Source organism: Prochlorococcus marinus, assembly GCF_001180245.1.
GTDB lineage: Bacteria > Cyanobacteriota > Cyanobacteriia > PCC-6307 > Cyanobiaceae > Prochlorococcus_A > Prochlorococcus_A marinus_F.
Genome location: NZ_CVSV01000092.1, coordinates 1 through 575 on the forward strand (window position 1 = coordinate 1; position 575 = coordinate 575).

The window sequence follows — 575 nt, forward strand, 5'->3', positions numbered from 1 at the left end:
TTGTCTACACCGATTCTGTGTTTGATAGTAACCGGTAAGTTGCAACTATTTTTTAAGGAATCTATACATTTTGCTACTGTTTCAGGATCTTTCATAAGTGAAGCGCCAAAATTTCCAGAACAGACTCTTGGACTTGGACAACCAACATTAAAGTTTATTTCGTCATAACCCCAATCCTGTGCCATTTGGGCTGCCTCTTTAAGGATTTTAGGATTGTCCCCACCAAACTGAATCGATATCGGGTGTTCTTCATTATTAAAGTCTAAAAAATTTTCTTTTTTATTCGTATAAACTAGACTCTGGGCTACGATCATTTCCGTATACAATAGAGCTTCAGAACTTATTTTTCTCATTATCATTCTGTAGTGTTTATCAGTACAATCCATCATTGGAGCAATACTTAATTTATGAATATTTTTAATAGAATTAGGTTGAATGAAATTCATTACTTTTTTGTGATTTAAATATATGAATCAATTTCTTTCAAGAAGAACTTTTATTCTAATTCCTACTATGTCATTCTTAAAAATAATTTTTAAGCCCATGCAAGTATTAGCATCTTCACTTGCTTCTCA

At 31.8% G+C, this 575-nt stretch carries 1 protein-coding gene and 1 pseudogene; one reads left to right on the forward strand and one right to left on the reverse strand.

Translation table 11 applies throughout. The features are described 5' to 3' along the window. Positions 1-446: tRNA-dihydrouridine synthase (locus AMO19_RS03425; RefSeq protein WP_179850495.1), on the reverse strand; the 446-nt coding region annotated here is incomplete at its 3' end. Between the two features lie 22 nt (positions 447-468). On the opposite strand from AMO19_RS03425, the pseudogene AMO19_RS08830 reads away from it, so the two are divergent. Beyond that, a pseudogene (locus AMO19_RS08830) lies at positions 469-575 on the forward strand (peptide-methionine (R)-S-oxide reductase MsrB); the annotation flags it as partial.